The sequence below is a fragment of the Raoultibacter timonensis genome, assembly GCF_022845715.1.
In the GTDB taxonomy this organism is placed as follows: domain Bacteria; phylum Actinomycetota; class Coriobacteriia; order Coriobacteriales; family Eggerthellaceae; genus Raoultibacter; species Raoultibacter timonensis.
Genome location: NZ_AP025564.1, coordinates 2,824,578 through 2,849,479 on the forward strand (window position 1 = coordinate 2,824,578; position 24,902 = coordinate 2,849,479).

The 24,902-nt window shown below is 55.3% G+C and carries 21 protein-coding genes; 10 read left to right on the top strand and 11 right to left on the bottom strand.

What is annotated here, in order from left to right:
* Positions 1-393: 393 nt before the first annotated feature.
* The 4 genes from MWL89_RS11610 to MWL89_RS11625 all read right to left on the bottom strand — a co-directional run bounded on the left by MWL89_RS11610 (position 394) and on the right by MWL89_RS11625 (position 1,972).
* Entirely contained in the window at positions 394-714 is a 321-nt protein-coding gene (locus MWL89_RS11610) for a BTB/POZ domain-containing protein (protein ID WP_244386158.1), read from the bottom strand.
* Positions 711-1,235 (bottom strand): site-specific integrase, encoded by a 525-nt coding sequence (locus MWL89_RS11615; protein ID WP_244386159.1) that lies wholly within the window; start codon positions 1,233-1,235, stop codon positions 711-713. Before MWL89_RS11615 ends, MWL89_RS11610 begins: the two co-directional genes overlap by 4 nt.
* Before the next feature lie 26 nt (positions 1,236-1,261).
* Positions 1,262-1,741: a tyrosine-type recombinase/integrase gene (locus tag MWL89_RS11620; RefSeq protein WP_244386160.1), complete on the bottom strand. Its 480-nt coding sequence runs from the start codon at positions 1,739-1,741 to the stop codon at positions 1,262-1,264.
* A gap of 90 nt (positions 1,742-1,831) precedes the next feature.
* On the bottom strand, positions 1,832-1,972 hold the full coding sequence (locus tag MWL89_RS11625; RefSeq protein WP_244386161.1) for a hypothetical protein: 141 nt from the start codon (positions 1,970-1,972) through the stop codon (positions 1,832-1,834).
* A 159-nt stretch (positions 1,973-2,131) separates the two neighbouring features.
* Between MWL89_RS11625 and MWL89_RS11630 the strand changes: the two genes are divergently transcribed.
* Positions 2,132-3,160 (top strand): helix-turn-helix domain-containing protein, encoded by a 1,029-nt coding sequence (locus MWL89_RS11630; protein WP_244386162.1) that lies wholly within the window; start codon positions 2,132-2,134, stop codon positions 3,158-3,160.
* Between the two features lie 44 nt (positions 3,161-3,204).
* Positions 3,205-5,136, top strand: a complete 1,932-nt coding sequence (locus tag MWL89_RS11635) for a hypothetical protein (RefSeq protein WP_244386163.1) — start codon at positions 3,205-3,207, stop codon at positions 5,134-5,136.
* A 717-nt stretch (positions 5,137-5,853) separates the two neighbouring features.
* On the opposite strand, the gene MWL89_RS11640 is transcribed toward MWL89_RS11635, so the two are convergent.
* Positions 5,854-6,753 carry a LysR family transcriptional regulator gene (locus tag MWL89_RS11640; protein WP_244386164.1) on the bottom strand — a complete coding sequence of 300 codons (900 nt, stop codon included), beginning with the start codon at positions 6,751-6,753 and terminating at the stop codon, positions 5,854-5,856.
* Between the two features lie 123 nt (positions 6,754-6,876).
* Between MWL89_RS11640 and MWL89_RS11645 the strand changes: the two genes are divergently transcribed.
* On the top strand, positions 6,877-8,457 hold the full coding sequence (locus tag MWL89_RS11645; protein WP_244386165.1) for an FAD-dependent oxidoreductase: 1,581 nt from the start codon (positions 6,877-6,879) through the stop codon (positions 8,455-8,457).
* A 311-nt stretch (positions 8,458-8,768) separates the two neighbouring features.
* On the opposite strand, the gene MWL89_RS11650 is transcribed toward MWL89_RS11645, so the two are convergent.
* Positions 8,769-10,517 carry an FAD-dependent oxidoreductase gene (locus tag MWL89_RS11650; RefSeq protein WP_244386166.1) on the bottom strand — a complete coding sequence of 583 codons (1,749 nt, stop codon included), beginning with the start codon at positions 10,515-10,517 and terminating at the stop codon, positions 8,769-8,771.
* A 171-nt stretch (positions 10,518-10,688) separates the two neighbouring features.
* On the opposite strand from MWL89_RS11650, the gene MWL89_RS11655 reads away from it, so the two are divergent.
* From MWL89_RS11655 to MWL89_RS11665, 3 genes are all read left to right on the top strand, one after another.
* Complete coding sequence (locus tag MWL89_RS11655) at positions 10,689-12,131, top strand: helix-turn-helix domain-containing protein (RefSeq protein ID WP_244386168.1); 1,443 nt, start codon at positions 10,689-10,691, stop codon at positions 12,129-12,131.
* Positions 12,132-12,330: 199 nt separating this feature from the next.
* The gene (locus MWL89_RS11660; protein WP_244386169.1) at positions 12,331-12,720 is read left to right on the top strand and encodes a hypothetical protein; all 390 of its coding nucleotides are present in this window, start codon (positions 12,331-12,333) and stop codon (positions 12,718-12,720) included.
* Positions 12,721-13,035: 315 nt separating this feature from the next.
* Positions 13,036-13,776, top strand: coding sequence for a nuclease-related domain-containing protein (locus MWL89_RS11665; protein ID WP_244386170.1), 741 nt, complete (start codon positions 13,036-13,038; stop codon positions 13,774-13,776).
* A 675-nt stretch (positions 13,777-14,451) separates the two neighbouring features.
* Here MWL89_RS11665 and MWL89_RS11670 read toward each other — a convergent pair.
* From MWL89_RS11670 to MWL89_RS11690, 5 genes are all read right to left on the bottom strand, one after another.
* The gene (locus tag MWL89_RS11670; RefSeq protein WP_244386171.1) at positions 14,452-14,985 is read right to left on the bottom strand and encodes a hypothetical protein; all 534 of its coding nucleotides are present in this window, start codon (positions 14,983-14,985) and stop codon (positions 14,452-14,454) included.
* A gap of 396 nt (positions 14,986-15,381) precedes the next feature.
* Positions 15,382-17,076 (bottom strand): DUF2075 domain-containing protein, encoded by a 1,695-nt coding sequence (locus MWL89_RS11675; protein WP_244386172.1) that lies wholly within the window; start codon positions 17,074-17,076, stop codon positions 15,382-15,384.
* 168 nt (positions 17,077-17,244) lie between these two features.
* Positions 17,245-18,216, bottom strand: coding sequence for a hypothetical protein (locus MWL89_RS11680; protein ID WP_244386173.1), 972 nt, complete (start codon positions 18,214-18,216; stop codon positions 17,245-17,247).
* A 110-nt stretch (positions 18,217-18,326) separates the two neighbouring features.
* Positions 18,327-19,994 carry an FAD-dependent oxidoreductase gene (locus MWL89_RS11685; RefSeq protein WP_244386174.1) on the bottom strand — a complete coding sequence of 556 codons (1,668 nt, stop codon included), beginning with the start codon at positions 19,992-19,994 and terminating at the stop codon, positions 18,327-18,329.
* A gap of 70 nt (positions 19,995-20,064) precedes the next feature.
* Entirely contained in the window at positions 20,065-20,676 is a 612-nt protein-coding gene (locus tag MWL89_RS11690; protein ID WP_146040568.1) for a cytochrome c3 family protein, read from the bottom strand.
* Between the two features lie 266 nt (positions 20,677-20,942).
* On the opposite strand from MWL89_RS11690, the gene MWL89_RS11695 reads away from it, so the two are divergent.
* The 4 genes from MWL89_RS11695 to MWL89_RS11710 all read left to right on the top strand — a co-directional run bounded on the left by MWL89_RS11695 (position 20,943) and on the right by MWL89_RS11710 (position 24,787).
* Positions 20,943-21,200: a helix-turn-helix domain-containing protein gene (locus MWL89_RS11695; protein ID WP_102377564.1), complete on the top strand. Its 258-nt coding sequence runs from the start codon at positions 20,943-20,945 to the stop codon at positions 21,198-21,200.
* Between the two features lie 151 nt (positions 21,201-21,351).
* Positions 21,352-21,771: a peptide deformylase gene (locus MWL89_RS11700; RefSeq protein ID WP_102377563.1), complete on the top strand. Its 420-nt coding sequence runs from the start codon at positions 21,352-21,354 to the stop codon at positions 21,769-21,771.
* A gap of 302 nt (positions 21,772-22,073) precedes the next feature.
* Positions 22,074-23,213, top strand: a complete 1,140-nt coding sequence (locus tag MWL89_RS11705; protein ID WP_244386175.1) for an aromatic amino acid transport family protein — start codon at positions 22,074-22,076, stop codon at positions 23,211-23,213.
* Positions 23,214-23,221: 8 nt separating this feature from the next.
* On the top strand, positions 23,222-24,787 hold the full coding sequence (locus MWL89_RS11710) for an amidohydrolase (protein ID WP_244386176.1): 1,566 nt from the start codon (positions 23,222-23,224) through the stop codon (positions 24,785-24,787).
* The last annotated feature ends 115 nt before the right edge of the window (positions 24,788-24,902 follow it).

A 24,902-nucleotide genomic window follows, 5' to 3' on the forward strand; every position in this document is an offset into this window, starting at 1 on the left:
GACCCTAGCGAGCACATTGCGGGCGACAATTACAGGCGCATTTTTACCACTTTTTTGACAACCGCCGTTGCCGAAGCGGCCCTCCCCAAAACGGGCCTCAGACATCAAATCCGGCAAGTAGCCCATCTCGTATACATGACGGTTTTCAGCCACGCATGCACACGAGATAGACGCTCGCCCACACAATAGCAGGCTCCTCGGAACCGCCATGCGCAGGCAAGCACTACATTGCCTGAAACGTGCGGGGGATGCCCTGCGCCCCTAGAGGAAGGGTCGATGAGGGTCGATGGAAACCTATATGTGCGAACCATCGTTCCCATCGACCCCGATCGACCCTCGCTCCAAGCAGATGAGCTTCTCGTTCCCGGTCTTCCCACGGGAGTAGACGACGCTCTACATCTCCATGTAGCCCGAATGCTCGTTGAGGTACTTGCTCAGGATGTTGGCGCACACGTCGCCTCCGACCGCGGCCAGCAGGTCGGACGCCGTCCCGCTCCACGAAGGCGCCTGCCCGCCCCTCACAAATGCTATGACAGCGTGAACGACATCGGGGACGGGTCCTCGCCTCCACTCCTCGTCGCTGACCTTCTCGTGCTTGGTCAGACCGCTCATGGCGACCTGGGCGTCTATGCGCTCGTCCTCTTCGGGCGAGACGCGGAACGCCACGGTCTTGCTGCGCCAGCACCCGTGGGGGTCTGTCAGCTCATCGCTCATCCCCGAATCTCCTCTCCTGGCTCAGCTTGCGCGCCATGTCGCCCTGCGTATTCGGGAACAGGTGCGCGTAGCGGAACGTGATGTCGGCGCTCTCGTGCCCCACGCGGTTTGCGATCGCAACGATGCTGAACCCCATCTCGATGAGCAGGCACGTGGGAGTGGCACAGGGCGTGCACACGTATGCGCTTCACGCCCGACGCCTTGCAGCCCCTTTCCATCTCGTGGCAGAGGTACGACTCGCCGAAGGGGAATATGCGCTCGCCCTCCTCGCAGGACTCAAGCCGCATGTACTCCTCGACCTCCTCGGCAACGAAATCGGGCATCGCCACAGTGCGCACCGATTTCGCGGTCTTGGGCGCGGTGACGACGTCGCGCCCATCTATGCGCTGGTAGCTCTTGGTGATCCTCAGCAGGCTCTTCTGGAAGTCGAAGTCCTCGGACATGAGCGCGAGCGCCTCGCCCTCGCGTATTCCGCACCAGTACAGAAGCTCGAATATCGCGAAGGAGGCGGGCTTGTCCATGACCTCCTCGAAGAACTTGAAGCACTCTAGTAGTTCATCTCGTCTGCTTTCGCGCTGCCGATTCCCCCCGTCTTCGCAATCGGGTACACGGCGAATCCGTAGAAGCGCACGACGTGGTTGAGCATGCCCGACAGCACGTTGTTCACGGCGCGTAGGTACGTCTTCTTGTAGCGCCTGCCCTTCTTCGGATCCGTCCGCGCCATCAGCCGCGTCTGCCGCTCCAGCACATCAGTTGGCGAGATGTCGCAGAGCCTCTTCTCGCCGAAGTACGGTAGGATCTTGTCGCGGATGATGTAGTCCTTAGTTCGCCAGGTGTTGTACTTCGGGCGCGGGAGCAGGTCCGCCTTGTAGATCTTGCAGTAGTCGGAAAACCTCCTGATGGGCGAGCCTGCAGCCTTCATGAGAAAGCCGCGCTCCCACTGGACGACGTCGGCCTTCTTCCTGAAGCCGCGCTTGGTCTTCTTTCGACGCTCGCCGGTGAGCTGGTCGCAGTACCAGCACTGCACGGTGTAGGTGCCGTTCTTCTCCTTTGCCTACCGCCATGCTAATCGCCCCCTCGTCTTTTACTCGGGCATCGAGAAGTACATGCACTCAAATTAATCGCGGTTTACTCTGCCCTGCACGGTCCTGCAGCCGCTTTCCTCGAGCTCTGCGTTGCCCTGGCGGATGATCTTGTAGGCGGTAGCCTTTGAGACGCCCCTCAGCTCCACTATCTCTTTCGCGTTTATCATCTTCATCCTGTTCGCCTCCTTCGATTCAGGAGTGATACGTTTGCGCACTGTCATAGCAGTACAACTGCGCACTGTAAAGCAAGACATTTGCGCACTGCTAATTTAGAATACAGATGTATTATCGATTCCACGGAGTTCGCGCGCAAGCGCGGACGAGGAGGCTCAATGGACGTGAGGAACCCGTTCCTGTCGAGGGAGCGCGAGGAGTACCGCCTTGCGGAGAAGCTGAGGGCGCAGCGCGGCCTCACCCAGAAGGAGGTCGCGAAGATCGCCGGCATCGACGAGTCCACCGTGCGCAACTACGAGCTAGCCAGGCGCACGCCGAAGCCCGAGCATCTGCGGGGACTTGCCACCGCGCTGGAGGTCATGCCCGAGGCGCTGGCCACGTTCAACGGCCTCGCCAGCCTGAACGAGCTGTTCCTCATGACGGTCGAGCTCGCCGACGCCTACGGTTTCGAGTTCGGCTACGACGAGGAATGCGCCTACTTCGTCCCCGTGCGCGAGTTCTTTGTCGAGGGCGTGCGACGGTGGGCTAAGGCGTACGAGGCGATGTGTGCCAACGAGAACACGTTCCGCGACGACTACGAGCTCTGGAAGGACGTGTTCCACGACCACTTCAGCAAGGCCGACTTCCCCGACGTGTACCCCGAGTACGACCCGATGAGGCCCGACTCCGAGCAGCGGTGGGTCAGCAGACGCTTCGCCGAGGCCCTGAAGGAGATCCGCCTCATCTGCGGCCTTACCCAAGAAGAGCTCGCGGACAGGGCGGGCATCGGCCTATTCACGCTGCGCAGCTACGAACAGGGCAAGCGCTTGCCCCGCGCGAAACAGATAGAGTCGCTCTGCGGCGCGCTGAGAATCACCGACGCGGCGCTAGCGAGGCACTACTTCGGCAGCCCAAACCAGGCGATGCACTACCTGTTCGCCATCGCGAAGACCGCGAGTCTGACGCCAGAGAACGATGTGGACGCCGGCCCCCGACTGCGCACACAGGACAACATGATGGGGCGGGGCTTTGTCTGCCTAGCCGACAAGATAGACGAGCTGAAGGCCGATCCGACCGCGGCGAGGCAGGAGGACTTCTCCTTCCGGATCGCAACGTTCGACCTGATGGGCGAAGAGACCGACCGCGCCTTCAAGCAGTCCGGCAGGCGTCAGGTCAATGTGACGGCCGAGCTGCCGCCGAGGGCGTAGCTGCTTACTTGATGCCGGCAAAAGAATGTGAAAGGGTAAACGACATGGAGCTCGTAATCCATAATGATCAAATGGCAGGTATTGAATACCTAGACTTCCAAAAGTTTGATCTCGATTTGAATAAAAGCAGCATCATCTGGGCACCCAATGGAGTTGGTAAAACTTCAATATACAGGCATTTGCAAACCAAGCTTGGCAATCAGGCCACTTTCGTTGATTGCGAGGACTACAAAAGCGGCATACTAAAGTCGAGAAAGACCATTACCATTGGCGCCGACATCGCCTCTCTTCAAGAAGCAAGGGAAAAGCTCGCGGAGCTTATGGGAAAGTTTGATTTGGGTGGAGCACTTAAGCAATACGGCCTAACATCTGCAGCGAGAATAGAAGAGGTTATCCCCAGCAGAAAAAACTGCAAAAAAGAAGAGCTTTCAACTATCGAAAGCTATAATCCAGACACAGCTAAAGAGTTCTTTTCCGCTGTTCAGCCAGAAAATACGACTTTCTATATTGCGAATGCCGCGACAGTAAAAAAAGCAACTTTGCTTGCAGATGAGATTAGCGAAATAAGGAATGGCATAATTCAAGAAACAATGTCGAGGCTCGAGTCGATACTAGACGACAATGACAACTCTTGTCCGATTTGCGGAACAAAGATTGACGGGATTAAGGAACTCATTAAGAAGCGCAGGGATGGCCTTTCCACAACAAAATCGGCCCTCCTAACCGAATATCAAAGAAAGCATCCCGAAATCTCGCTCGAGCAAGCAGTTAATCGCATTGACTCCATTATCGAAGCCTCTAGGGACGAATCGAAAACCTCTGACGACCATATTTTGGCAGCGATATTGTCTCGAGGAAACGAGTCACGAGCAGATGAACTGGACGCGATCGCCAAAGAGGTGAAGAGGGTAAATAAAGAAATAAAAAAGCTGGAAGAAAAGCGCGACTCATTCTTCCACGCACTCGAAAACCGCAGAGACCAAATCAGAGACTTCTTTTGCACAAAATACGATGTAGATTCGAATAAGGTGAAGTTCTTGAAAGAACGGGGAGCGATCGAGGTCACGCTCCCTAGAAATGCTGACACGTATAGCACCGGCGAAATAAACCTCATGGTGCTAATCGTTGGCATTAACGCCTACATCGCGAATGACTCAAAGTCGTTAATCATCGATGATCCACTTTCGAGCTTCGACCTTGCTAATCAATATGTAATCATGTTCGAACTTGTAAAGATGGTGAGAGAAGATAATCGACCCATTACAGTATTTACGCACAATATGAACTGCATCAATATTGCCGATAGCCAAGCACCCGGCACATTTCAATATCAATACCTTGAGAGAATCGACAAGAGTATCTTCCTAACCGACATCAACGTTCCAAGAAAGAATGAAGGACGTAGGCTCTCCCCTGAAGCTTTCATGCAGCAAGCCGAATCATCGACAAATCAGGCCACGGTTACCGCACTTCCTTACCTTCGTGAAATATCGAAACGCGAAGGAGACAGCGAACAATCTCAACTGTTCCATTATGACAGCCCCTTCGAATGGTCTGGCACTCAAGGAGTCCTGACAAATCAATACCTTGTCGACCTTATCGACAAGAAAAACGATTGCAAAATTCAGCCTACATTTATTGATATGTGCATCGAAAAAATGATCCTGTTCATTGCATTGAGGGTGTGGGTCGAGAAACGACTCATGGAAGGCATTGCCGAAGATGAACGCAGGAATCTTCAAGGAAAACAACTGGGTGAAAAGATCGACTATATTTTCCCAAGAGAAGGAAAGCCGCCACAGTGGGATGGATCCCCGGCGGTCAATCGCAGTTTTTTGTGCAGCAAAAAGACCATGATGAACCAGCATGCTCACCCTATGGCTCAATCAATACCTTTTGAGTTCGCGCTCAATTTGAGTCGTGCTGACATCGACGCGGAAATACGAGAATTTAAACTAAAGTTCGCTTGTGATTAGTACGCTGAGCACTATTTGAGTATCAACGGTTTGCCAACTGCATCAACGAGGATAAACTGAAGTGCAAATCGTATAATGAAGTGCAATATAAGAACATTTATTCGATTCGAGGGGGGGTAATTGTATATCAGATAACTATAACAAAACTCCTGATAACGCCGCTACTTTGGATTTTCACAGTAACGGCTTTTCGATATCTTGTTTCAGAATATGATGGAAATGCCGGAATGAGCCAAGAGCGCTCAGAGGCCGGAAAACGGCTTTCTATACTGGCTTGCTCTATAAGAAGAGCTCTTCGAATACATGGGCGGTTAGCGCTTGCTATCGCGGCAAAGATGGTAAGCGGAGAGCCAAATCTAAGACGATGGAGGGTCGCCTGAAGCGTGAGGCTAAAAGTGGGTCTGGCGTAGCTCGACGAGATCAACGAGTTGGCAGAAAAAGAAGGTCTACCTGTCGCCATCAAGAGAAAAGGAACGACAGTTGAAGAGGTCGTAACCCACTATCTTGGCACCCAGAGGGATGGCTCTCTTACGGGCAAGATTGAACCCGAGCGATCGAGCTATGATCAAGGATAGGATCGCAACAGAAGCGCTACTTCCTATACATTGGCTCAAATGGTTTCACTAGCCTTGATCGTAGGTGGAATTGCGTACGACCAAATGAGCAACTCAGCAAATGAGTAGTCCGGCCCAAGTAACATTATTCGAAATGAAAAATCTATTGCGCAGGATTTTTTTCGTTCAGATTCTTAGCGTGAAGGTAGTCAATAAACTCTTTCAACGGATGGCTCATATGTTGAGAGTTCCAGACAAAAGAGCAGTTGATACGTTTGTCAGAAATATAGGGGACTTCGATGACGCTGTAGCCCTCAGCAGTCCAGTGGTTTGGCACGCAGGCGGCCCCCTGACCGAGTTCCACCATTCTGAACATACTGCCCTCTAGGTCAACCAGGTTGATTGACGCGCTTATGCCGAAATCCTCCAGGTCCTTCATGACGGGGCTTATGCGCGGGCTGGGAAGTCTTCCCGCGTACAGAAGGGTGCTTCCCTCCAAGTCGTCTTTGCTTATCCATTCTCGACTCGCCCACGGATGGCTGCAGCCGACCAAGGCCTTCTCGCCCATGACTTCTATGGGAATGTGCCGCAAGGGCTCCGAAAAGTCGTTGAGGTCCACGGACCCCAGAAAAGCGCCCGCCAACTCTCCCTTCCGGATGTCAACGATAGCCCTTTCCATTCTGACTTCGCTGAACTCGATGCGGAGCTCAGGGCGGGTTTCGGCGAAATCTGCGGCCAGCTGCGGGGCAATCATGTTGTAGCTCAGGAAGCTGCCGCCTATTCTCAACGATTGCCCCTCGTGCCTCTGGGCTTCGCGCATTGCGGCGACGCCGTCATCCATGGCACGAACGGTCTTTCGGGCGAAAGGAAGAAACGCCGCCCCCGCTGCGGTCAAGCCGACACTGCGAGGGTCTCGCGTAACGAGCTTGCAGCCCAGCTCTCCCTCCAAAGCCTTCATGTGCTTGGTCAAGTTGGGCTGGGTCATATACAGCCGCTCGGCAGCCTTTGTGAAGTTGCGCTCGTCGGATAAAACGACGAAGCTTCGGAGTTGATCTATGCGCATTGGGAATGTGCCTCTCGTCATTCCAATATGGAATGGAGTATAGCACATAAATGCATTAGACGGTACACGCCCGGGCACATAAACTCAACGTACGATCTACTTTTTTTGAGGAAAGGAACCCTTATGAAAACAAGCATGAACAGGAGATCGTTTCTTGCTGGCGCCGGAATGGCCGGCCTGGCCCTTGCGGGAGCTAGCGCCATTACATTGGCGGGCTGTTCGAATGCCATGGGCGCAGGGGACGCGGCCGACGGCTCCAGCGCCGCTCCCGTTGAACACAATCCCGTAGAAACACTGGATTGCGACGTCGTCGTTGTTGGCAGCGGAACCGCCGGCATTTGCGCGGCCCTGAGCGCCGCCGAAAACGGCGCCAAGGTCATCGTCCTCGAGAAGAATGGCGCCTTGTACGGCTCTTCCGTCTTCGCCGAAGGCGTGGGCGCCATCGGCTCTAGACTCCAGAAAGAATTGGGCGTGGAGATCGACCCCCAGGAAATGATGGACAAGTCTGTCTTGTATCATCACTGGGCGTGCAACCAGGTCGTTCTGCGTAAATTCCTCGATGAGTGCGGTCCCACCATCGACTGGCTTGAGACCCACGGTGCAACCTTCTACGATTTGTTCAAGATTGCCGGCTCTGCACCCACTTGGCTCCTGCCCAATGAGGGCGGCAGGCTTACCGGAGGCGTCGGCAAGTACATGCTTCCTCCGCTGGAAGACTCCGCTCGCGCAATGGGCGTCGAGTTCAGAATCTCCAGCCCTGCTACCGAGCTTTTGATCGAAGACGGTGCAGTCAAGGGCATTTATGCCGAGACCGAGAACGGCGAGATCCTGATCAACACAGCAAAGGGCGTTATCCTGGCAACTGGCGGCTATGGCAACAACGCGGAGATGTTTAAGGAGTTCTCCCATAACGACCTTGACGGATACGTCTTCTGGGGATCTGAAGGCCATGACGGCAACGGCATCAGCATGGGCGTTGCGGCAGGTGGCGCTTTGCACCATCCCGAGGCGGTCATGAACTCCCTCCTAGCTCCCCCCAGCTCCTTCAGCTACGAAACCCCTGTCGCTGTTGCGTTCGGACAGTCTTGCAACTTCCAGGTCAATGAAAGCGGAGCTCGCTTCTGGAACGAAAACAGCACCGGCGACTTCACCTTCCTGGGCAACACGGCGCTGGCTCAGGAAAAGATCGTGTCCATCGTCACTGAGACTGAGCTTCTGGATGTGCAGGAGAACGGTCTCTTCGTTCTTGTCGCCGGCGGAGTCATGGGCCCCTTCCCCACTTTGGTTGACGACGTTGCCGCTGATCCCGATATCACCAAGTTCGATACCTTGGACGAAATCGCCGAGTTCTACGGAATCGATGCCGATGGCCTGAAGGCTTCCGTTGAGCGCTACAACGGGTTCGCCGACGCCGGCATTGACGAGGAGTTTGGCAAGGATCCGTCGCTGCTGCATCGCGTCGAGCCACCCTTCTACACCTCTTTGCTGCTTCCCAGCTTTTACACCACCGTTGGCGGCCTGAAGGTTACCCCCGACATGCAAGTCGTCGCTGAAGGCGGCGGCGTGATTCCCGGCTTGTTCGCAGTTGGCTGCGACGCGGCGGGTATTTACGGCTTCGACTACGATGTCGGAACCATGACTGGCAGCCAGCAGGGTTGGTGCGCAACAGGCGGCAGACTTGCAGGCGCCAAGATCATTGAATAGGCCTGTTGTCGCCTTATCGTCTCTTTGAATCCAAAAGCAGGAGACTCCCAGGATTGCCCCGGGAGTCTCCTGCTTTTGGAGGCATTAGCATCAAAGAGCATCATGATAGACTATCGAAAGTCATAGAGGGGAGTCTTTTGTATATATCTAACAGACTCCCCTCTCGATAGACAGCGGATCCGCCATTGAGAGTGAAGGTTTTCAGGCCCGTCATTTTTCCGGTGATCCCCGGCGTCTTCTCCACCATCCCTTGCGCATTTGCAAACACGACTCCTCGTTCTGCCAAAACGTGTCAGCCGTTCCGCCTAGGGCTAGAAAGCGCGTCCTCCGCCTTGACCGAGGTTTGTATAGTATTCCGACATTTCCTCCCAGGTAACAGGTTTGGAAAGTTTGATTTCGCCGTTTACTGCATGGGCGGCTGCAATGCGCCCTGAAGTCATGCAGGTTCCGTTGGACATGCCGACGACGTACGTATTCCATTCGACTGAGCCGCATATATCACCAGCGCTGAACCCTACGGCATAAAGACCCGGTATGGGATTCTTTTCCTCATCGACCACTTGGTAGTTTGGATCGACCGCAATCCCGCAGCATATTGCCGTTATGCGAATATTGCGGCGCACTCCCCAAAATGGTGGGTTTTCAATGGGCTGCAAATACTTAGCCTGCTTACCGAAGTCGGTGTCTGCCTTTGCTGCGCACAATTCGTTGTATCGTTTCACACTTTCCTTAAGCGCATCAGCGGGAATTTCGAGCTTTTCAGCGAGTTCATCAAGCGTATCGGCATAATAGGTAGCGATCAGATCATCCATGCGCCCATCAGTTAGACCCCCTTCTTCCGCACTTACTCCCGACTCTGGCGAATAGGCAAGAATTTCCTTCTCTGAAGCAGGTTTCCCACCCCACTCTGTAACTTGTGCCGCATAATCATTGTCAAAAATGTGACAGAATTGTCCCGCCGGGTACGGGTTGTCGCGTAGGCCCATGTTCCAATTGCTCATGACGATCTCTTCGTTCATGAAGCGTTTTCCCTCAACGCTGACCGCCAGAAAAGGCTCGTTTCGCATGGGGCCCGTGTCCCCATCATGCATTTGATGCGAATGATTGACGCCGCACATCTGCGCTCCGGCAAGCATCGACATCAGATGTCCGTCTCCGGTTTTATTGATTTGCTTACGAGCGAAGTTAACGAGGTCGGGGCTATATTTCTCCACCATACTGTCATTGTTCTGATAGTCGCCCGTAGCAAGGATCACTGCCTTTTCTGCATTGAATTTTATGTACCCCTCCTTCGACTCGCCGACAACACCGGTAACCGCTCCGTTTTCCACGATAAGCTGAACGGCTGGTGTACTGTAAAAGAATTCGGCCCCCTTCTGTTCGGCCATATCAGAAAGCTTCGCTATGAGATTATTGTTATTCTGCGGCTTCGGTCCGAACCGATTGGTCAATTTCGTCACGTACCCGTTTTCATCGTAAGAAACGTATTCCTTGATTGTCTTATAGGGCGAAAAACCGACTTCTTGCCCCATTTTATACATCCACATAATCGTTTCCCCAGAGTGGTCTACATAGGTCTTGAGAAGATCCCAGTTGACGCGAAACTCGCACTTTTCTCTGAATATCTGCATGAAGCGCAGGAGACCCGTTTCGGTGCTTTCATCGATGAGGAAACCCGTCGATGAACTGCCTTGGGAAACAGGAACGCTTTCTTTTTGAAGACAGGCTACCGAGGCGCCCTCCTCTAGTGCCGTGAGGATAGCCGGCAGCCCCGATGTCCCCGCACCCACGACAACGATATCATAGGTATGCTCGGCGACGAATTCGCTGATAGGGTCGATCTTTACCACTGAGTTTTCGAAGTCTTGCGCATCGAGTATTCCCGGATATCGCCTATCCGTTGCATCCGATCCGTTTGCTTCGTTCGCGCCTCCGCTACTGCACCCTATCAAGCTTGCTGTTACCGCTGTTGCCCCGACAGCGGCAGCACCTTTAAAAAAAGTCCTTCGATCCATACTCATAATACCCTCCGTTTCTTGTTGCTTTTCCACCCTATCCATGGAAGACTGAATAGAGAAAGCAGCGACAACTGCTTGACGCTAGAATGCGCAATGCGTGCGGCTTTGAAATCTCTAATAAGTTGGTAAAATGGGTAAAAATGGGTACCGAATTTTTAGGTATATACCATTTCGCAGTAATCTAACAGGTGAAACTTTGCTAAGGTGCAGCTTGTGAATAAAATCTCGTTTCAAACTTCTCATGCCTTCTACATTGTGGGAATGGCTTTTTATTGGACGGTGCCTCGGCGCTCATATTTCCAGTACCTGTTTTCTCTCGCAGATTCGTCTTCTGTTGATCAACATCTCCTGTATGCCTTTTACCTTTTTGGCATCGTCCTCCTAGCCCTTGTTGCTGTTTTTCTGAACAACGGTGTTTTGCAGGCGATATCGAGAAGGAAGACATGGACCGCCGTTCTTGCCGCTGCAGGAACCTTGGGGGGCCTGTGCATTTACGTGTCACCAAATGCGGGATCCGTCGGGCCCTTTCTTGCGATAGGGGGGATAATCGGATGCGCTGCGAGTTTTGTTTGCCTTACCTTCGCTTGGGGATTCGAAGCGCTTAAGCTCCCCGGGAAGAAGATGCTCCTCTATTCCGTTGTGGCGTTTCTCTTCAGTTTCGTTCTTCTGACAACAAGCTCTCTTCCTGATCCCATACCCGCATTTCTGCCGGTAAGCGCTCCCTTGATCTCGGGGTTGTGCTGGTTTATGGCCGCACGGTACCGAGCAAAAGACATTCCGCTGAGATTCTCGACAGAGAGCTCTTTGGCTTCTCTCAATAAAGCACCCCTCGGCATGATCGCGGTTCTCGTATTGGCGCTTTTGGTGGGGGGGACTATTCGAGGATTCATATATCCCGGTACCTTCAGCGACGAACCCGTGCTTGGACCGATCGAGATCAATACGGTGTCCGTCCTTTTCTCCGTGATCCTCTGTTTGGCGATCGTCGTATCGACTCATCGTGAAAAGCTGCTCTACTCAATATGGATTGGGCTTATTGTGGTATTCCTAGCAGGTTTGCTTTTCATGAGCGCCCTTAACTCTGAGTGGGGCGTTTACGGACGGGCGATAATCATTATCGCTCGCTCGTATTTGAGCTTTTTCCTATGGATCGCTTTGCTTGGCAGCGTCCAAACGACTCGAACCTCTCCTGTCGTTTTGCTGGGATCATTCTTTCTCATTCCTGAAGTAATAGCATGGCTTCTCAGCTATTTTGCCGTTCCTTCGTTCGTAAGCGTGACCCAAGCAACCTTCGATGAAAACGCAGGGTTGTTTTCGATCATCGGAAGTCTTCTCATCGTGATCGCATCGCTCATCTTCCTTCGGAACAAAGCCTTTGATGCAGATGGAAAACCAGGATACGAGTTCGAAGATGATGTCCGAAAGAGAACGGTTCAACAATTAGGAAAAGACTATGGGCTCACCGATCGCGAAACAGAGATCATGCTATTCGTGTCGCAGGGAAACAGTGCTAAAAAGATTGCTGACATGGCATATCTATCGACAGGAACGGTGCAGACGCACATAAAAAAGATCTATCAAAAGTTGGAGATACACACGAAGCAAGAGCTCATCGATCTCGTATCTGAGGGCATGCTACACCACTCTAGAAAATAGCCGTCAATAAGCTTACGCTTTCGGTTTGGGTATTCATCATGCAATAATCGAACATACCGAGCAAACCAAACTCGTTTAGATATCGGTTGTCGAACAAAAATCGCCGAATCAGACTTCGAGCATGCGATAAAACTAGGACGCGCAGGAAAACCGTGCGAGAAGCGTACACTTATAAGGAAAGATTGATAAGGATGGCAACATGACCGATATCAGGTGCAAGACGTTCTCGAGCATTCTCTCGACGAAAGCGGACCACTATCCTTATTCCGACAAGTACATCGACGAAGTACATGATTCCCCGGATAAAACCGGAAACACCGAACGAGAGCATATGGTCGAGTGGTTCAAATCCAATGAAACCAAAGGCTACGGCTCGTACTCAAGGCAGATACCCAACAAAAGCGCTAGGCGATGTTACAACGGGCTCATGAACGCCGCCTCGCTTCTCTGGATAGCCGAAGCTGTCGGAATCGATGAATCTACCGTAAAACATGCTTACGAGGCAGCCGTTGCTGCCGGTGATTACAGAAAAGCGTGCGGCGCGATCAGGAAAGTTATTACTTGGGACATGATCTACGCCATGGTTTAGCCCCCTTCGAGTCGACTTCAACTGCATGCAGCCAGACGGCCGTCGTATTGTCCAAGGCTGCAGGCCATGCCGAGACGGCAATGGTTTTACTGAATCCCGCAGGCGATACCACCACCGTTACCACCCCGCGCCATGGCATGCGATAGCTTTTCTGCCTCGCGCTCGAATACCACCGCCGAACGCCGACGAGGTCGCCCACAAAGAACATACCGACGCCCAATACCCCGAAGCCCCCAAAATAGATGAGCCAAGTATGACCCAAGCGGTGATAGCATGGACTTGTCTACCAAAGCCGATGATGCGCGAGGTTGCCGCATGGGACTGCTGAACAGGATTAAGGGAGAAGAACCCGGTCTATTCAAGAAGCTCGAGCACGTATTTGATGGCTCGGGTCACTACGGCGAGTTCCTAACCGACTACGCCCTTGCCCACGGCAGTATCCCCGGCAGCTTCAAAACGTTCACGAACATCTACGTGCCCACGCGTGGACGCACCACCGAAATCGACGTAGTACAGCTGCATGAAAAGGGCATCCTCGTCTTCGAAAGCAAGAACTATTCGGGCTGGATATTCGGTTCGGCTGAACAGCAGCAGTGGACCCAATCCCTGAAAGGCGGCCAGAAAAACCGCTTCTACAACCCCATCATGCAAAACCGATCGCATATCCGCGCATTGGCAAACCACCTCGGCGTTCCCGAAAGCGCATTCTTGTCGTTCATCGTCTTCTCCGAGCGCTGCGAGCTCAAAGCCGTTCCGCCCGACACAGAGAGCTGCAAGATTCTTCGGAGACACCATTTGGTACGAGACGTGAACCGAGCGCTCGATAATCGAACTCCTGTTTTCAATCAAGCTCAGCTGGAAAGCCTCGCGAACGCTATCGAAAGCATGTGCAAGACCGAAGAGAAAGCCATCGAGCACATCGAGACGGTGAAGGGCATCCAAGCAGGACAGATCTGCCCCTATTGTGGAGGCAAGTTGGTTGAGCGGAAAGGTAAGCATGGTGTCTTTCTAGGGTGCAGCGCATATCCCGCGTGCAGATACACGAAGAACCTCTAGCACGAGTAAACCCGAAGCTAGCCGGCGAACGACGACAGACGAAAGAGGGGTCCCCATGCGCCTTTGGTCTCTCGCAAGCAACTCCTCTTTGTGGCGAGGATACGACTACTTCAAGTAAGGAAAATTGCATCGTTCGAGCAGGCAGCGGAAGGCATGTACAAAAGCTCTATCAATGGACCAGCGGCCGATCCGTACCATACCGTCATTGATACGGAACATCCCAGGAGCGCCCACTGCGATTGCCCTTTCGCAAAAGATCGTCACGCCATCTGCAAGCAAGTGGCCGCGTTGTGCTTTACCGTGTTTCCCAGCGTAGCCGATGCCTTCATGCGCGAAGTCGAAGAATCGGAAAAGAGGCGGATCTCCGCCAATAAGAGCACGACAAGAGATCGAACGCTACGTCAAAAGCTTGAAAAGAGAAGAACTTTACAGATAGCCCTACGACGCCCTCGTTGAGCTCAAGAAAAATGATAGCCGATACTAGTGACCTTATTGCCACTTAGCTGCTCGACTTCTGTAGACGCAAAACAATCTTTCAAATATTGAAGTATATCGAACAGGTAAGCAACCCGGGGAAGTAGTCGAACCTCTCCTTACCCCCATGGAGGCTTCATGCCGTCGATCATTGAAGGTCCGTCATTCTGTTCTTGATAGGACAAGCTCGATGAGCTCCTGCTAAAGGGAGAGGCGCGCGTTTTCACCCTTTCTCTCCAGCTCCCGATTCGCATAATTCATATGCCACCTTAACTTCTGTACTACATCAGGACGAGCGTTCGGCAAAGCCTCTTGCTTCATCCTCTCAAAGCCCGCCGCAAGTATCTCTCCGCAGTACGACCAATTAGAAAGATAGTTAAGGTAATACAATCCATCAAAATCCTGGTTTACAAAAGCGGATAGCTCCTCGTCCTTCAACAAGCTGCATGCCGTATTCTCGGCAAGCACTATTCGGGGAAAGACCGCCAATCGATCCTCTAAATGATGTGCTTCAACAAGAGCCTCACCCCACACCATCACTTCATCCATATAGGCAGGACCGATCGTCATCCCGCCCCGCAGTAGCCAACCAACGATGCCTCCAACACATGAAGACTGAATATTGGAGACGGTTCTCATAAACAAAATAATCTCCCAATGCTGCTTCTCAACATCACCTGAAAGAGGCAATGCGACAACAAGATTATCGGAAAAAATACGAAAACAAATTTTCACTTTCTCCTTGAATGTTTCCCTCGCCACTGAAGTCTCAAGGGCGTAAAGGTTATGAAGGGTATAAAGCGTTTCATCCGCATGGGCTTGATCCCTTATTCTTTGAGTAGTCCCCCAACACGTCAAGGTACGCCATGGGATACAAGCTTGATTCCCTATCGTAAGGGTCAATCGCACAACCAATATTCATAAAACAACCGCCTATCCTGTTCACGTCGAGTCGAAGACACGATGTCATTCGTTGTACTTCGATACAGAGAGCGCACGTTTAACGATAAGGACGTACATGTAAAGCAGTCTAGACCCTTATCAGCATGTCGATCGCAATCATAAAGCACCCAAAACGGTAAGCAAGCTCCGTCGAACGAGAATACGACTATTGATCTATATGCCCAGCACCTAATCGATCGCTTTGAAGTATCGCCCAAAACACTCCCTTAACCCCTCATCGCACACATAGATATGCGTCCCGTAAATCCCTCTCGTCAGCAGAACGTAGTAGATATTCTTAATATACTGAGTTAGCTCTTCGGGCGAAGCCGTCGCGTAGCCGTTCCTATCGAAATAGCTGTCTTTATTCGCTTCCAGTTTTCCGGTTGACGGATTCAGCTTAATGTCGTTGCCAATGATGACGTACGCATAGCTCAAGTCATATCCCTGAGTTGAGTGGATGCACCCGACCTCGCGAGCAACGGCGGGATCGTCTACGCCTTTTCCAACCCAGTTGTCGTAGGTGCAATTCCATCGTTTCCGTACGCCATCGATTTCGATATCGTATTCTTCAGCGTCGTTTTTGGACACCCACTTCCAGGCATATCCAGCGATCATCCTGCTCAAGGTATGCTTTTTATACGTCTCCTCAAAGCTTGCAACGAAATCCTCGAACCTCTCGTGCATCACCACATCGTACCCCTCAAACGTTTGGGGTTCGGGATCAGCATCGGCGAGAATCGAAGCAATGTAGTCAAGATATTCCTTCCCGCCCTTAACTCGCATTTGACTATCAAGCCGTATCGGATTTAAAACGGCATCGCCGAGAGAAGACCGGACCACCTCTCTCCCAACGCACGAAGGACCTACCGTCTGCAAGGGATCGTAAAAGAAAACGGGTAGCTTCACCTGGTCGAGTATCCATTCGATTTGGTTTGCCCCCTTAGGCAGACCAAGCTCCTCGTTTACTTTGTCGAAATTCCCAAACTGCGTGCCAAGATTCACCCTTCGCTTTAGCCGATGGGCCTCGTCGATAAGAACGATGTCGAAACTTTTCGTACCCCTTCCCGCATATCGGCAGTCAGGCTTAATGAGATCGGCAGGGCCGATTATGTCGTCGGCGTTCATACCGCTTACGTTGGCGAGCGTTTTCCTGAGAGTGTTCCGAAGCGATGTAACTGGTTCGACAATCCGAACGTTCATTCCAGCATACTTAGGGTTGTCTTTCAGGGCCTTCAGCAAATAGATCGCAAGGATCGTTTTCCCGGTTCCGGGCATTCCTTCAACAACGATGGGCTTCGCCTCATCAAGACCACCATCGATGGCTTCAAGAATCTTATCGAGTGCAACCCTTTGATCGGGGGTCAATCCTTTATAAGGTGAGTACTTGAACACTTCGGATTCTTCGATTTCGTCAATCGTATGCTCGGCAAGCTCCAAGCGCCTGAGCTCTTCCCAAAGATCTTCGAACATATCGGCATACTGAGCTTTCGAAAAGTAATTCGTGTCCGTCATGCCATCGTTCTTGTTCGTTAGTCTATATCTACCGTCAGCATGCATAAGGCCGATGAGACGATGCTCGTAATCGGTTACCGCAGAAACATTGAACTCTTCGTTGAAAATGATATTGACGCTGGCAAAGTCTTTCTTTTCCTCGTTTGCGCCATGCTGATTTACACGATTGGCAACACTCGTCGTTTGTCCAACATAAGCAGTGTCCTCGTTGGCCAATATGTACACCATGGGCCAATTGATTATCTTATCTTCGGCTAAGTTCAAAACAGCCATATCGATACGCTCGCCATAGCGAAAAGGGCACCTGTCGATAATGAATGACGAGCCTTTTGGCGGTTCTGGAGCGAATTCGGTTGGAACAATATTCATGGATCTGCGCCTCTCGGTATCGCCTTGTGCTTCCAAATGAAAAGATCACGGGCCGATGCCATTCTATCGCAAAACGCGATTGTGCAGCAGATATGCTATCGGCAAGAAGGCTCAGGCGGTGATCGTTTTATCACTTAGACAATACCGAAAGGTAAAGTACCTTACGAACTAGAAATCCCCCACGTCCTCGGGCTTCCTCTTGAGTGCAACATGCAACTCCGTATCCCCCGCCACCACAAGCGAAAGCAGCTCGTCCTCGTAGTCTTCGGCGACAACGCGCAGAACCCCTTTGCCGATATCGGCGGGAAGCACCGCGCGCCCATCGCTTCCGGTTGTCTCGACAAAAGGATGGAGCGAAACCCGTGCAGAGGCGATGGGGTTGCCGGCGTCCTCGTCGGTCACGATTACCTCGATCTTGCAGGACGGCTCCTCGATCACCAGAAATGCAAACGTCGATCGCGCCTCGTCGTGGCCGTCAAAAGCGTCGAGCACCACCGTGTAGCGATGAACTCCCAGCTCTTCGGGTGCCGCAAAGGACGCCTCGGCTCCGTAGAGTCCATCGGTACCCTCCCGGGGCGCCTCGCTAAGAACACCAGCAGCAACCTCTCGCCCACCATCGTCGCACACACGAAACCCCGCGCCGCCCAAACAACATCCGTCAGCGCACTTCGCACCAATCCGCACAATAACGGTCTGTCCCACAACGGCCGGCAGCGACGCGCCCCACGTCGCCAAGCTCACCGCATGCGGACGGTATTCGAACGAAACCGTGCTCGTAACTTCGGAGTGGGCCAGTCGGCCATCGTCTCCCGCATCCCGATACGTCGCCGTCCACGAATAAGCCCCTACATCAGGACCTACGAAAACCGCAATCTCGCGCGTCTCGTTCTCGGCTCCGTTGAAGGCTACGATCTCCTCTTCCCATGCTTCGCCCGAGCTGCTCCTCATAAGCACCTTGGTGCCCCTGAGATCGCAGAAATCCAAGCAACTTACCCTCGCGATCAAAGTCAGATCGGCTCCGCCCGACCATCGGGCGAGCCTGCGCCTGCTCAACACAAGCTCGGGAGCATGCGTTACAACCGCCAAAGAGCCATCAGTCTCGCCTGTCACGCCGTCAAGCGCCGTTCCCGCTTCGTCCATCGCAACGTCCTTTCACGCAGAGGCGGGAAGGAGCGTCGAGCCCCTTCCCGCCAAAACACTATCCTTGACTCGCAGGAGCTCGCCCCTAGCCAGCCCAACCAAAACGCCTGCTATGCGATCGGATCCTCCTGTGCGGCGAGATTGCCTGCAATGTAGCCGTGCACCTGATACCAGCCGCGCTTGCCGCTTCCGCGTACGGCACCGCCTGTGCCGCCCGTGCACTCGCCTGCGGCGTACAGGTGCGGGATAATCGGCTCTTCGCTGATGGGAACGCTGTCACAACCTTCGGGCTGCCACTGAAACGACTGATCAACAACCTGCATGTTCTGGTTCACGCGGATGCCCGTGCACTGGTCGTGCGGCATACGGCACCAGCGCGCAGCCCAGAACGGCGGCTCGGCAACCGGATAGAGGGGCCCGGGTCTGCCGAAATCGGGATCTTCGCCCGCTGCGGCATACTCGTTGTACTGCGCGATAGTCGCTTCGAGGTTGTCGGCCGGCACGCCCATCTGCTCTGCGAGTTCGGCGATGGTATCCGCCTTCGCGACCCAACCCGGTTCGCAGCACGGCGTCTTCTCGGAATCAGGATTCAAGAACGCATCCTCGTACTTATCCCAGCCGGCATCTACAGCGCCTGCCTGGTCGGTCACGAACCACTCCATGCGCGGCCTGCCCTCGATCTGGAGGAAAGCAACCATGTGGGGAAGCCACGGAAGCGTGTGCCCAGCCTCCCACCCGGCCTCGTTGAGGTAGCGGGTACCCTGGTTCTGCACGAACACCATGTGGTCGAGCTTACCCGAAGGAAGTCCCGTCTTCGTCGAGGGATTGTCGAAATGCGGGCGGTCCCACCGCACGTACTGGCGGCTGCCGAGCCTGCCGCTGAATTCCATGATGAACGACATGTCGACGCAACCGCCGCCGATATCCGTCACGCACAGATGCCCGTCGCCGGTCGGCAGGACGTCGGGCCAACCGGTCCAGATCAGCGTCTCGTCGAACGCGGCGTGCTGGGCCCGGATCATCCGCGGGTTGCCCTTGAATCCGCCCGTCGCGATCACAACGCCCTTGCGGGCCTTCATGGCGATGGTGCCGTCGGGCGTTTCGACCTCGAGACCGAGCACAGGGCCACCGGGTTCGCGGTATATCTTCGTCATCTTGTGTTCGAGCAGAATCTGCACGCCGCGGGCTTCGAGCTGCTCGTGGAACAGCATCGAGAACACGACGCCCGAACCCTTGGGCTGGCCGTTGTGCTCGGCAATCTGATGCGAGCGCGGTACACGGGCGGGTTCCTGCTTGGTCACGTCGACCCACTCGCCGCCGCATACGTCCTCCACCCACGTAGCGTACTCGTCGGAAGTGTCGATCCACGCCTGCAGAACCTCCGGATTGGAGCGGTACAGACCGAATTCCATCTGGTCTTCGAAGGCCCACTCCGGCTTGTCTTCGATGTCGAAGCGCTTCTGAACGCTCGTGCACGCAAGCTGGCAGTTGCCGCCGCCGAGCACCGAGCAGCCGCCGAAGAACTCGCCTTTGTCGATCATGATAACCTCGGCACCCGCATCGACCGCGCGGATGGCAGCCGGCGAGCCCGCATCGCCGGTACCGACCACGATAACGTCGGTCTCGATATCCCACGATTCGGGAGCCCACCAAGGGGCTGCCTCGCCCGCATCGCTCTCACCCGAAGCGCATCCGTTGAGGAGCATCCCCGCTCCCACGGCGCCTCCCGCAAGGCCGACGCCTTTGAGGAAGCTCCTCCTCGATACCGCATGTTCCATCTGTTCCCCTTTCCTCTACGGCAAGCGGTCTCATACCGCCAATACCCATCAAGAACGCCTGCTGCCTACGCTATTCGTGGCAGGTGTAGCATTCGAATACGCCTTCGTGATGGCAGCTGAGGCAAGCGTTCATAGCCGTCTTGTCCACGGGGTCGGACGTGTGCATTTTGTGGCAATCGGAACAAGAGATACCCTCGTGGTCTTCGGAATCGGGAAGCGCATGGGGGTTGGCCGCCGTTCCCTCGGAATCGACGAGAGCCGTGCTGCCCGCAGTTGCTTGCGCGAGGGCAGCGGCATCATCATGGCAGTCAAGGCATACCTGTTCGGCTACCGCAGTGCTTTTCAGCCGTGTCGGCATTTCGGAATCGGGAAGGGCTCCCTCGTGCGCCGCGGACAGCTTGGACTCATCGCCGTGGCAGGTTGCGCACTCGACGGCTTCCCGTTCGTGAACAGCAGCCGGAAACGTTGAATCCTGCAGCGACTTCGCTTCGTCCGCATGGCACATCGAGCAATCGGAATCGGGTGACCAGGTAAAATCGACTGATGCAATCGGGCTTTCATGCGAGTTTTCCGCTTTGGCGGAGTCTGCCGCCTGCGGAGCGCAGCCCGCGCATGCCAGAACCGCGCATATCGTCATGAGAGCTCCCGCCGCCCAACGTGCCTTTCCCCGAATTGTCCCCATCGAATCCCCTTTCGATTTCGAGCAGGTGTAACAAGGCCGCAGGAGGGATTCGCCCTTGCTGCACGGCCTTCGAATTGCCTTCTTCAGTTGTCCAGGAAAACCAAAACCACTTGCGAAACGCCTGACTGTTTTCGCAAGCCCCGCCTCTAGCGGGATCGGCTGAGAACCCCAATCCCCGCCCGCATATTTCCCGCCCTTTCATTCCATAAATATATTCCCATACATGTATGGTAGTGTCTAGAGGGAATTTAAGGAATTATGAGTGCATGGATACCCGTAAGCGACAGATTCCTCCCGAGACCTACTCGGCAAAGCTCGCACAACGCCTTCGCATGCTTCGCGATGAGTGCGGAATGAGCCAGGAGGGCGTTGCCCACGCCGCAGGCATATCGGCCTACACGTACCAGAAGTTCGAAAAGGGCGAATCCAAACCGGGCACCCCCATGAACCCACGCCTGTTCACGTTGCTCGCCCTCGCAGACGTGTTCGATATGGACATCCGGGAGCTGCTCGACTTCGAATAAGCGCTGCTACCGGCTCGCGGGCGCACGCGATCTTTTGCCATCGGCCCAAACCGATCAACAAGCATCCGCCTTCATGCTAAAATTCACCAAGCAACCAACGCGCCTTCGCCATGCGAAGGCGCGCGCACCGCCCAACCACGACAGGAGCACCATGATCAAGGAACTGGTACAAGACGAAGCGATCCTCTCGCAGCCCTGCGAGGCGGCTACGGCCGAAGACGAAGCCGTGGCACAGGACCTGCTCGACACCATCGCGTCGCTCGAGGGCGCCGCATGCCTGGCCGCCAACCAGATCGGCGTCGCCAAGCGCGTCGTGGTGTATCTCGACGACAACGACCAGCCGCACGTCATGTACAATCCTGTACTCAAGCAGGCGCTCGGCGCGTTCAAGGCCGTCGAGGGCTGCCTCTCGCTCGAAGACGAATCCAAGGTGACGCGCTACGACCGCATCAAGGTCGCCTACGACGAGCTCGTCGACGGCGCGCTCGTGGCCCGCAAGAAGGATTTCACGGGATGGACGGCTCAGATCATCCAGCATATGATCGACCACTGCAAGGGCAAGCTGGTCTAGCTCCACGCAGACAGCCGCACCATGGCAAAAGCCCCGAACAATACCGACAAAGAGCGATGGGCGCGTGCGCTCGCCGCAAAGGAAGCGCGCCTGGCAACTCCGCGGGCGACCAGCCGTCCCTGCGCCGGCATGGGACCGAACAAAGCATCGGGCCACAAAGGCGGCATCAGCCGTCAGGGCTCAAAGCGCGGCTGAGTCCCGCGCACCTCGATCAAGCAACCCGCCATTCCGAAGCGCCCGTACGCGGTGTACAATGCAGTGTTGCATTTGGCATTCGATAGACAAGGAACGGATTTCCACCCATGGAGAAAAAACTCACGGTCTGGCAGGCGGCCTGCATTATCACCGGGTACGGCGTGGGCAGCGGCGTCATGACGCTTCCCTACCTCGTTGATCGCGCCGGGCTCGTCCCCGGCCTTGCCATCATGCTGGCGGCGTTCTTCTTCAGCTACTGCATGCATATGATGCTTGCCGAAATCACCATCGGAAGCGGCAAGGGAACGCAGGTCATCTCGGTATTCCGCACGTACCTCTTCCGCGGCAAGCGCGGCAACGTATTCGTTATCGCGCTGTTCGTCCTCACCACGCTCGTGCTCATCACGAACCTCGCCGCCTACATCGCCGGCGGTGCCGAGATATTCCAAGCGGCAGGGCTTCCGCCTTTGGCAGCCCAGCTCTTGTTCTACGTGATCGCTGCAGCCGTGGTGTTCTTCGGGCTCAAAGTGCTCGGCGTGAGCGAGGCCATATCGGTCAGCATCATCATCGTCATCGTGGCGATACTCGGCGTTGCCTCGCTCTTCAACTGGCATAACCCGCTTCCCTTCGGTACCGTGGGCCAACCCAACGAGATCCTCGCCTTCTTTGGCATGGCCATGTTCTCGTTCGTCGCGTTCTTCAGCGTGCCGCAAGCCGTCGAGGGGCTCGATCGCGATCCCGCCAAAGTGCGCAAGGCAATCCTTATCGGGCTCGGGCTCAACCTCATGTTCATCGTCGTCATCGTCACCTGCTCGCTCGCAAGCTCCGCGCGCATCACCGAGCTCGCGATGATCGGCTGGTCGGAGGGCATAGGGCTCTGGGCCCAGGTGCTCGGATCGGCGTTCACCGTGCTCGCGATGCTCACCACGTACTGGTCGATCTCGCTCGCGCTGTCCGACATCATCGAAGAGCAGACGAAGTGGAATCGGCGGGTGTGCTGGCTCATCGCCACGCTGCCCTCGCTCATCCTCGTGCTCTTGAACCTCGGCGGGTTCCTCGACATCATGCGCACTGCCGGCGGCCTCATCGCCATCATGATGGCGTTTCTCGTAGTGCCGGCGTTTCGTCGCTGCCGCCGCCAAAACGGCAGGCTGCTCCTGTCGGACGCCCTGGCCAGCACCCCCATGCAGGTGGTCGTGCTGCTGGCGTTCCTATTCATGGCCATCGGCAGCGCAGTCGGCATTTAGGAGCCGCCATGAAGACCGTTTTCACCAACGCAACCTTCCACACCATGGAAAGCGAGACCGACACGCACGCCACGATGACGGTCGAAGACGGCGTGATCACGGGGTTCGACGAGCCGGCCGACGGCTCGAACGCGAAAACGGTCGACCTCGCGGGCGCGCACGTGTTCCCCGCGCTCATCGATGCGCACCTGCACATGCTCGAGAGCATTGCGCTCGCAAGCATGGGAGAGCAGATCTGCGATATCGTGCACGGCGGCGTGGAACCGCACAACCTTGCGGGCCTCGAGCAAAAGATTCGCTCATACGCGGCGGAATCGAAGCCCGGGTCGCTCCTCATCTTCAGCAACTACGTATCCGCCGCCGTGGACGAGGGGCGCCTGCCCAACCGCCATGAGCTCGACGAGTGGGCGGGCGGCGCGCCCGTCTGGATCATCAACATCGACGGCCATTCGGGAGCGTGCTCATCGGCCCTCCTCGACGCGCTCGGGCTTGAGGACGTCGCACCCGACGGCATACTTTCCGGCCCCGCCCACGATGCGAACCTCGGGAAGTTCACCGACCACCTGGCCTCGAGCATCACGCCTGCTGCGCTCGCGCACGGTATCGCGCACTTCTGCAACCAGTGCGCCGCCTACGGCATCGGTACCGTGTGCGCCCTCGAGGGAACCGACGACAGCGAACGCGACCGCATGGCCGAGCTCACCGCGCTCCTCGCGCAGCGCTTCCCGCTTGACGTCCGCCTGTTCCCCCAGTACATGGACCAGACGAAGCTCCAGAAAGTGCTCCCCCGCATGGGAGCGAACCGCGTGGGCGGCTGCATGAAGTGGGAGCTCGACGGGTCGGTGGGATCGCGCACGGCGGCGTTTTCGGAGCCCTACGCCGATGGCTCCACAGGCTCGCTCTACTTCGACACCGACGAGCTCGCCCGCACCGTCGAGGGCTTCGCGAACCGCGGGTACACGGTTTCGGCACACGCCATAGGAGATGCGGCCATCGACCAGCTGGTGGGCATCTTCGAGCGCATACCCGGGCGACACCGCATCGATCACTGCGAGTTCCCCTCAGAAGATGCCGTCAAGCGCGTCTGCGAGCTGAAGCCCTTCGTCACGGTGCAGCCGGGCTACGCCTGGATCGACAAACGCTACCTGCACGGCTACGAACGCTACCTGAGCGAAAGCCAGATAGCGAGCCAGATTCCCCTTGCGCGCCTGGCCGAAGCGGGCGTGCCGCTTTGCGGATCGACCGACGCGCCCGTGCAATCGGTCGACCCGTTCCTCCAGATGCGCGGCATGCGCGAGTTCTACGTCGAGGACCAGTCGCTCTCGGCCTACGAGGCGCTCAAAACCTACACCGCGAACGGCGGAGAGATGCTCGGCGAGAAGAAGGGCCTTCTGCGCGAAGGCTACGAGGCGAGCTTTTTCACCTGCGCTGTAAACCTGCTCGACATCGAACCGGCGAGTCTCGAAGGCGTGCATGCACAAGACACGTGGCTCCACGGCAAACGCTACAAACCCCTGCCCGACGGGCTCGGCACGTTCGTGCGTCTGCTTACGACGAGACCGAAAAAGATTTAGGGCATCGGCAACCGTCCGCACATGAATTTTGGCGGCGAACCGGCAAGCCGTCGCAAGAACTCTCGAACTCGCATCGAAAACGGACGGCGTCAACGCTGCGCAAGAGCCCCGGCGG

Bases quoted from the DNA above. Each gene is read 5' to 3' on its own strand.
- MWL89_RS11610 (WP_244386158.1), bottom strand. From the start codon at position 714: ATGAGCGATGAGCTGACAGACCCCCACGGGTGCTGGCGCAGCAAGACC.
- MWL89_RS11615 (WP_244386159.1), bottom strand. From the start codon at position 1,235: ATGGACAAGCCCGCCTCCTTCGCGATATTCGAGCTTCTGTACTGGTGC.
- MWL89_RS11625 (WP_244386161.1), bottom strand. From the start codon at position 1,972: ATGAAGATGATAAACGCGAAAGAGATAGTGGAGCTGAGGGGCGTCTCA.
- MWL89_RS11630 (WP_244386162.1), top strand. From the start codon at position 2,132: ATGGACGTGAGGAACCCGTTCCTGTCGAGGGAGCGCGAGGAGTACCGC.
- MWL89_RS11635 (WP_244386163.1), top strand. From the start codon at position 3,205: ATGGAGCTCGTAATCCATAATGATCAAATGGCAGGTATTGAATACCTA.
- MWL89_RS11640 (WP_244386164.1), bottom strand. From the start codon at position 6,753: ATGCGCATAGATCAACTCCGAAGCTTCGTCGTTTTATCCGACGAGCGC.
- MWL89_RS11645 (WP_244386165.1), top strand. From the start codon at position 6,877: ATGAAAACAAGCATGAACAGGAGATCGTTTCTTGCTGGCGCCGGAATG.
- MWL89_RS11650 (WP_244386166.1), bottom strand. From the start codon at position 10,517: ATGGATAGGGTGGAAAAGCAACAAGAAACGGAGGGTATTATGAGTATG.
- MWL89_RS11660 (WP_244386169.1), top strand. From the start codon at position 12,331: ATGACCGATATCAGGTGCAAGACGTTCTCGAGCATTCTCTCGACGAAA.
- MWL89_RS11665 (WP_244386170.1), top strand. From the start codon at position 13,036: ATGGGACTGCTGAACAGGATTAAGGGAGAAGAACCCGGTCTATTCAAG.
- MWL89_RS11675 (WP_244386172.1), bottom strand. From the start codon at position 17,076: ATGAATATTGTTCCAACCGAATTCGCTCCAGAACCGCCAAAAGGCTCG.
- MWL89_RS11680 (WP_244386173.1), bottom strand. From the start codon at position 18,216: ATGGACGAAGCGGGAACGGCGCTTGACGGCGTGACAGGCGAGACTGAT.
- MWL89_RS11685 (WP_244386174.1), bottom strand. From the start codon at position 19,994: ATGGAACATGCGGTATCGAGGAGGAGCTTCCTCAAAGGCGTCGGCCTT.
- MWL89_RS11690 (WP_146040568.1), bottom strand. From the start codon at position 20,676: ATGGGGACAATTCGGGGAAAGGCACGTTGGGCGGCGGGAGCTCTCATG.
- MWL89_RS11695 (WP_102377564.1), top strand. From the start codon at position 20,943: ATGGATACCCGTAAGCGACAGATTCCTCCCGAGACCTACTCGGCAAAG.
- MWL89_RS11700 (WP_102377563.1), top strand. From the start codon at position 21,352: ATGATCAAGGAACTGGTACAAGACGAAGCGATCCTCTCGCAGCCCTGC.
- MWL89_RS11705 (WP_244386175.1), top strand. From the start codon at position 22,074: ATGGAGAAAAAACTCACGGTCTGGCAGGCGGCCTGCATTATCACCGGG.
- MWL89_RS11710 (WP_244386176.1), top strand. From the start codon at position 23,222: ATGAAGACCGTTTTCACCAACGCAACCTTCCACACCATGGAAAGCGAG.